The organism is Bacteroidota bacterium, assembly GCA_026391695.1.
In the GTDB taxonomy this organism is placed as follows: Bacteria; Bacteroidota; Bacteroidia; order Bacteroidales; family JAGONC01; genus JAPLDP01.
Window position 1 is genome coordinate 71,441 of record JAPLDP010000065.1, and the last position, 7,407, is coordinate 78,847.

Genomic DNA, 7,407 nt, shown 5'->3' on the forward strand with positions numbered 1-7,407 from the left:
ACTTATAGTGTTGAATATCAATGTTTTAGATTGTTGCAAATTTTATGAGCCTCATAGATCGTAATGAGGCCAGGAAATAAAATTACTGAATATTCTTCTTAATCACATAAATCATGCTTGAATATTCCTTTCCTTTAAGGAAAGCCTTTAGATTTGATATCACCCCTCTAATAAAACCATGAAAATGATGTGGCTTACCATGTTTATATTTTTCACTCAACATTGACACATAATAGGCATCCAATTTCATCGGAAATACTTCGATAATATGACATCCATGAAGCTCCAGAAGATAAGATAGTGTCTGTTTCGTAAAATGATACAAATGCCTTGGAACGTCATAGGCTGCCCAAAATTCCTGATAATATTGTGCATCATATGCATTACAATTAGGCACGGCCGCAATCAAAATACCGTTAGATTTCAAGAGAGATATAATCTTCCTTAATTGCTCGTGGATGTCCGGAAGATGCTCTAATACATGCCATAATGTGATCACATCAAAAGATTCCGGCGCCGATTTGTACGTTTTCAAATCAACACCCACGTCTAAACCATAATGAGTAATACCGTAATCTCGTGCATTTGAATTAGTTTCAATACCAACAGTTTCCCATCTTCTTTTTTTAAAATATGCTAAAAGTTCACCGGTGCCGCAACCAACATCTAAAATACGATGACCCTTTTTAAACTTTACAATAATCTGAAATTTCTTCCTGACCGTAAATTTTCGAACTATAACATACAATTTATTAATCAGACCATTTGCTTCAGGTTTATGAGAAACGTAATTCTCGGATGCATAATACCTTAATATTTTGTCAAGAGATATGCTCAGGTTTGAAAACCTGAAATGACAATTTATACATTCGGAAATTTCAAAAGTTTCACCTGATAAAAAAAAATCCTTTAATACCAGATGGCTTTTAAATTCCGCATTCCCACAAAGGATGCAGGATCTTACTTGTTTCATTTAATGTTCCGTGTGATATCCACATTACTTTCCTAAATATACCAGCAATACCGACAGATCTGCAGGAGAAACACCACTGATTCTGGACGCCTGTCCAATAGTTTGTGGTTTAAGTTTCGAAAGCTTTTCCCTTGCTTCATAGGAAAGAGACGTAAGCAAATAATAATCAACATCATTTTTAATACGGATATGTTCAAATTTAGTGATTCTGTCAGCAATTTCCTGCTCTTTAGCAATATAACCATCATATTTGATCATTATTTCGATCTCCTCAATTATTTCCAGATCTTCTTGTGCCATCTGGTTAATAAATTCCGATAATACTTTCGAACGACTAACTAATTCAGCCAGATTGACCTGAGGTCTTAGTAAAAGAGTAGAATACTTAAGCTTCTGCGTGATTTCCTTTGTACCAGATTCCACAAGGTACGTGTTGATCATCTCTGGATGAATACTGTTTTTTTCAAGATATTGCCTGATCCGTTTAATCTTTTCCAGTTTCTCGTTTACCCTTTGGATCCTTTCTTCTCCTGCAAGACCAATCTGATAAGATTTCGGTGTTAAACGCAGATCAGCATTATCCTGCCTTAACAATATCCGAAATTCAGCTCTGGAGGTAAACATACGATAAGGTTCATCGACGCCCTTTGTGGTGAGATCATCGATGAGAACACCTATATATGCTTCAGATCTATTTAGAACAAATGGTGATAACCTGTTGATTTTTCTATGAGCATTGATACCGGCCATTAATCCCTGAGCGGCAGCTTCCTCATAACCAGTGGTACCATTAATTTGTCCAGCAAAATAGAGATTTTCAAATAATTTTGATTCAAGTGTATTTTGTAACTGTATAGGTGGAAAATAATCATATTCAATAGCATAACCCGGCCTGAATATTTTTACATGCTCTAAACCTGGTATTAATCTTAACGCCTTATATTGTATGTCCTCAGGTAAGGAAGAAGAAAAACCATTTAAATAAACCTCAACGGTATCCCATCCTTCTGGCTCAATAAAAAGTTGATGTCTATCCTTCCCGGAAAACCGTTCAATCTTATCTTCAATTGAGGGACAATGTCGTGGACCACGACCTTTAATTCTTCCCACAAACAATGGGGATTTATTGAATCCTGATCTTAAGATTTCATGAACATTGGCATTGGTATAAGTTATATAACAACTTTTTTGTAAAGTTAATCCTGCAGTATTCGTAAAGGAAAATTTCCCGGGAATATCATCTCCCTTTTGTTCCTCTACTTTTGAATAATCAATAGTCCGACCATCTATTCTCACAGGCGTTCCTGTTTTCATTCGGCTGGATAAAATTCCGAGTTCATTAAGATGTTCTGTTAAACCGTTGGCAGCCTTTTCCCCCATTCTGCCCCCGTTAAATTGCTTTTCCCCAATATGAATAATTCCGTTAAGAAAAGTCCCGTTCGTTAAAATAACGGCCTTTGATCTAATCTCAAGCCCTAAACTTGTGATGACACCATTTATTCGACCTTTTCTTTCAATGACATTAACCACCGTATCTTCCCAGAAATCCAGGTTAGGCAACTTTTCAAGAGTGAGCCTCCACTTTCTAGAGAATAGCCAACGGTCATTCTGCGAACGAGGGCTCCACATTGCAGGCCCTTTTGATTTATTTAACATTCGAAATTGGATCATTGTGTTGTCGGTTACAATTGCTGAGTAACCACCAAGAGCATCTATCTCCCGAACAATTTGACCTTTTGCAATTCCACCCATTGCTGGATTACACGACATCTGAGCAATTGTAGTCAAATTCATTGTTATCAATAGCACTGTTGATCCTAGATTGGCGGCGGCAGCGGCGGCTTCACAACCGGCATGACCAGCACCTACCACAATGATATCGTATTCTCTAAGCATCGAAGCAATTGTTTCACGTGGAACTACCCGTTAAAGATTTGAGGAACGCATATTTAAATATTTGTTCTCATTTCTTCGCATCAGGTTCTTTTTCTTAAGAGTGTCATCAGTATAATTCATCAGATGGAGTAGTCCATGAATCATGACCCTATGAAGTTCATCCTTAAATATTACTTTATATTGCCAAGCATTCTCTTTCACTCTGTCAATACTGATATATATATCACCAGATACAACTCCATTTTCATCTGAATAATCAAAAGCAATTACATCTGTAAATGAATCATGTTCCAGATAAGAAATATTTAATTTGTAAAGTATTTGGTCAGAACAAAAAATGAAATTTAGACTTCCGGTTATCCTGTTTTCATGGTGGATCGTATCTTTAATCCATGATCGTAAGGATTTCTTATTTCTTAACCGATAGGAAATATCTTCATTAAAAAATTGTATATTATCATATTTCATTTATTACAATATGATAAACATCTATCTTTTTGTAATTTTTTTCTTTGCTTTTGCTGTATATGATTTAATCTTATTCTCCCTTTCTTTAAAGGTCTTTTCACTGATTCCGGATACATAAAAAATCATGGTAAGTTCATTTCCAGGGGCATTATAATGTATTTCATCTGCCATGCTTCGTATGATAAATATACCCCTCCCCACTTTTTCACTAGAACTAGAGAAGGGGTCAGTTGGATCAGGGATATGATAATAATTGAATCCCTCACCTTCATCCTTGACCGAGAATTTAAGTAATCCCGGTTCTAGGTCCAGCCGTATGGATACTTTTTTATCCCAGCAATTTTTATTACCATGCTTAATAGCATTATCAACCGCTTCCATTATGGCCATGCTTATATTGCCAAAGTAATTGTTTGTCAGATTAAATCGATCACAAATATCTTCGATAAATCGTTCAACCTGATGGATACTACCGGCTGATGATGAAATAGTCAGTATATATTCTTCAGACCTCATCCTATTTTATTGAAGTTCAAAGTTGTACAAATATTCATTAACCTTTTTTTTATAAAATGGCTTCAGGGAAGGTGGAATCGTCTTTAATAATTCAACCTGTTGCGATTTTATACTCTTATACTTAAAAAATTCGTCAGGGTTACTTAATTTTTGATCTTTTGCCTCCTTTGATTCTCTTTTTTCTTCCTGCTCCCTCATAAGTTCTGCTTTCTCCGACTGTAACAGCCTCGTTAAAATTTGCTGCTGTCGCATCAGTGTTTGACTTGTAATAATCTTATTTACCAGTTCTGTCTCTGTTTTCTCCATATCATTCATAATCTGTCTCATTCCTTCATCCCCTTCAATACCTTGTTCCTTTAAATCTTCAATATACTGTTGCATCTTGTTCCTGATAGCCTCCTGCTCTGCTGCCAGTCGAGCCAATTGTTCACTCATGGCTTTCTGACCTTTACTACCACCACTTTTTAATGACTCCATTCCTTGCTTGAGTTGCTCAAGTTGCTTATTGAGTTGTTCCTGTAATTGCCTTATATTTCCTGCTGACATTTTACCAGCGCCAGGACTAGGACATGCCGACATACTATTCCCGGTACCCATCATCTGCGCCATTTGTTGTTGCATTTGTTGCATGGCCTCATCCAATAACAAAGCAAGATTATTAACAGATGTCATAATGTACTGCTGGTTCATCGATGCCGAAGGTATTCGCCGGTTATTCAAATCATCAATAGTTTTTTCAACTTTGTTGTTGATAGCTTTAATCTCCTTGTTCACATAAGATTGTATCATGATCTGGCGTCTGCTGAGAGCGATTAATGAGTCCTCTACCATAATCAGATCATCCTTAATATTTTTCTGTTTCTCAACAACTTCAATATATTTGGGATCATTTCTTCGAATAATATTTAATTCCTTAATCAAAGCTTCCTGGTCAAATGATATTTGTATCAAATTTTCAAGGATTTCTCTGATAGCACCGATATCCTCACCCAACCCTTCCGATTGCATAGCTATAAGCATATTTGACAAATTCTTCCCTAGATTCTTCATTTGTTGTGCCGCATCCTTCTGTGATTGTGAAGCTTTACCCATTTTTCGCTGTTTGAGATTCTCGATGCTGTTTTGCATCTGTTGCTGAATATTATTCTCAAGCTCCTCAGTGTTCTGAATTTGATTGGGCTCATCCAATTCATGATTCTTTTTGTCTAAATCATCAAGATCTTGCCGTATCTCCTCAAAACTCTTGTTCATTCCGTCTTGCTTTTCCATCAGATTATCCAAATCCTCTTTTTTACCTTCTTTGGTTTCATTCGATAATTTCGCCTCTTCTATTGCCAGTTCGCCAATCTTTTCAATTGTTTCAGTCAATTTCTTTTCGAATTCAAGTCGCTTAAATAATTCAAGGTTTCTGTCAAGTTCCTGTTCAAGATCCTTACTACTAAGCTTCATTTTTTCAAGCATATCATTCACCTTGTCTTTGTCCACACTATCCAGTATATTCTGCAACTCTTCAAAAAGCTTCTTCATTTCATCCGACAGAACTTGGTCAAACAAATCTTCCAACTGTTTCTGTTTTTGAAGTATGTCAGGATTGATCTCTTTATACTGTTGTTCCTTTGTAACCTTGTTTTCATTCTCCCTCTGTATGTTTTCGATCTTAGTTTTAATTTCAGCCTGCCTGTCCAGAAGATCCTGTAATTGTTGCTTTTCCTGCCAAGAAATGGTTTTCTTTTCCAATAAATTCCGATTTAGTTCATCTATATCTCGCTGTAACGATTTAAGTTCCTTGATGGCTCTTCCCATTTCAGCTTTAACTTCAAGATTACTTTGTTCAGCAATAGCCTCAATTTCCTCCTGTGATGGAATTCTGAAAACCATTTTTTGTGATCGTGTCGATTTGTTGCCGTTTACTTCGTCATTATCCCAAATCTCAAAAAAATATTCAACCTCATCACCTGTTCTAATGTCTAATGAATGAGCATCAAAATAATGATAGAATTCCTGCTGAGTAAGGTTTTTGTTTATTGAGACTGACTGGATGATCGTGTCCTTTCCTATTTCTTCATCGTTGATATTGCTAATATTTTTATAATAATAAGTAAATTCCAGTTTGCTGAATCCATAATCATCCTTGATGTTTCCTCTGATGTATATTCTGCCGTCGAGCAAGGAATCCCTGAACTCCTCAACAATAATCGACGGATAAACATCAGGTATAACGTTGATCGTGTAGTGCAATGAATCTTTGTTTTTGAGATACTTATTTACCGTGCTGACAGAATAGCTGCAGCTTTTTACGAAGGTCTCAGCATAAGCAAACACGTTTGTCTGCCTGTTATCCAAAGCAATCATCGTTTCATTTACCCTGAATAAAACAGTATCAGTATCACGTGTATAGAAATGCCAAGTCATTTTAGTTCCCTCTGGAATAATAACATCGCCCATATTTTCAAAGGATTCATCCTCTTTATTTATATAAGGGGGATATACCAAATCAATAGAGAAAGTCAATATGACAGGCTTTGGAAGAACCCTAAGCTCAAAACATTCCGCTTCATAATTATCAGCATATAACTCAAACTTAATATTCTTCTGAAGATTTCGAAAGATATAGGAAAAAGATGAATTATTTTCTTTGGAAAGTTTATAAGTATTATTATCAAACCTAATGAAAACATCAGATGGTGTTTGTTCACCACTCACTATCACATGCAGTTCATAATCTTCCTGCTGGAAAGCCTCAAGTTTCTCATTGACTATTTTAAGCTGAAATGGCAATTCTTTTTCATAGTATTCCCTATGCCTAATAATTCGCTCAGATGGTTCCTTAATTACAGAGGGTGCTGAAAAAAGTATAATAAGAATAATAAAAATCGGGGGAAGGGCATATTTAAGGTACTTTTTATTTCCTGAAAAGTTAATGGCCGAAGAAAAAGATACAAGTTTCAAAGAATGAATTTTCTGATTGATACTCGCTTCAATAAGGTCACTGTTTTCAAATGTACTGATTTTCTTTAACTGAAGAGTGTTCAATAATCTGTCCTTGACTTCAATAAAATGTGTTCCGATTATCTCAGCAGCTTGTTCATGGTTAATAACTCTACTTATTCCGAAAAGCTTTAAAACAGGAAACATAATAAACCTGCAAATAATTAGCAGTGCAACAGCAAGAAAGGTATAAAATACAATGGTTCTGGCGATAATTCCGAGATGTAAAAAATATTCAAGGATATCGATAAACAGAAAAAAAAATAAAAGCAGTGATAATGTATATAGCAATCCCTTGATAATCAAATTTTTATAATATTTTCTTATAAACTCATCTAATTTTTTGATAAGAATGTCGTAGTTTTCGCTTGAAATCATGTTCACCTCTGGATTACCTGATTACAAAGGTAATATTAATAATTGATTATAATCGAGTAGGAAGTGAGTGATTAATTCACTCACTGTCCTCTCACACCACCGTATGTGCCGTTCGGCATACGGCGGTTCGTAAAGATAAAGATTTAGAGTAAACCTCGGAAAGACCGGAAAGACCAAGTTTGCGAAAG

Annotated in this window: 5 protein-coding genes; all 5 read right to left on the minus strand. The window is 35.7% G+C overall.

Annotated features, from left to right (window positions below; translation table 11 throughout):
• Positions 1-82: 82 nt before the first annotated feature.
• Positions 83-748, minus strand: coding sequence for a class I SAM-dependent methyltransferase (locus NT175_08475; protein ID MCX6234744.1), 666 nt, complete (start codon positions 746-748; stop codon positions 83-85).
• Between the two features lie 249 nt (positions 749-997).
• The gene (mnmG, locus tag NT175_08480) at positions 998-2,869 is read right to left on the minus strand and encodes a tRNA uridine-5-carboxymethylaminomethyl(34) synthesis enzyme MnmG (GenBank protein MCX6234745.1); all 1,872 of its coding nucleotides are present in this window, start codon (positions 2,867-2,869) and stop codon (positions 998-1,000) included.
• A 30-nt stretch (positions 2,870-2,899) separates the two neighbouring features.
• Positions 2,900-3,337, minus strand: a complete 438-nt coding sequence (ybeY, locus tag NT175_08485) for an rRNA maturation RNase YbeY (protein MCX6234746.1) — start codon at positions 3,335-3,337, stop codon at positions 2,900-2,902.
• Positions 3,338-3,358: 21 nt separating this feature from the next.
• Positions 3,359-3,853 (minus strand): ATP-binding protein, encoded by a 495-nt coding sequence (locus tag NT175_08490; protein ID MCX6234747.1) that lies wholly within the window; start codon positions 3,851-3,853, stop codon positions 3,359-3,361.
• A 6-nt stretch (positions 3,854-3,859) separates the two neighbouring features.
• Entirely contained in the window at positions 3,860-7,219 is a 3,360-nt protein-coding gene (locus NT175_08495) for a hypothetical protein (GenBank protein ID MCX6234748.1), read from the minus strand.
• Positions 7,220-7,407 lie beyond the last annotated feature (188 nt).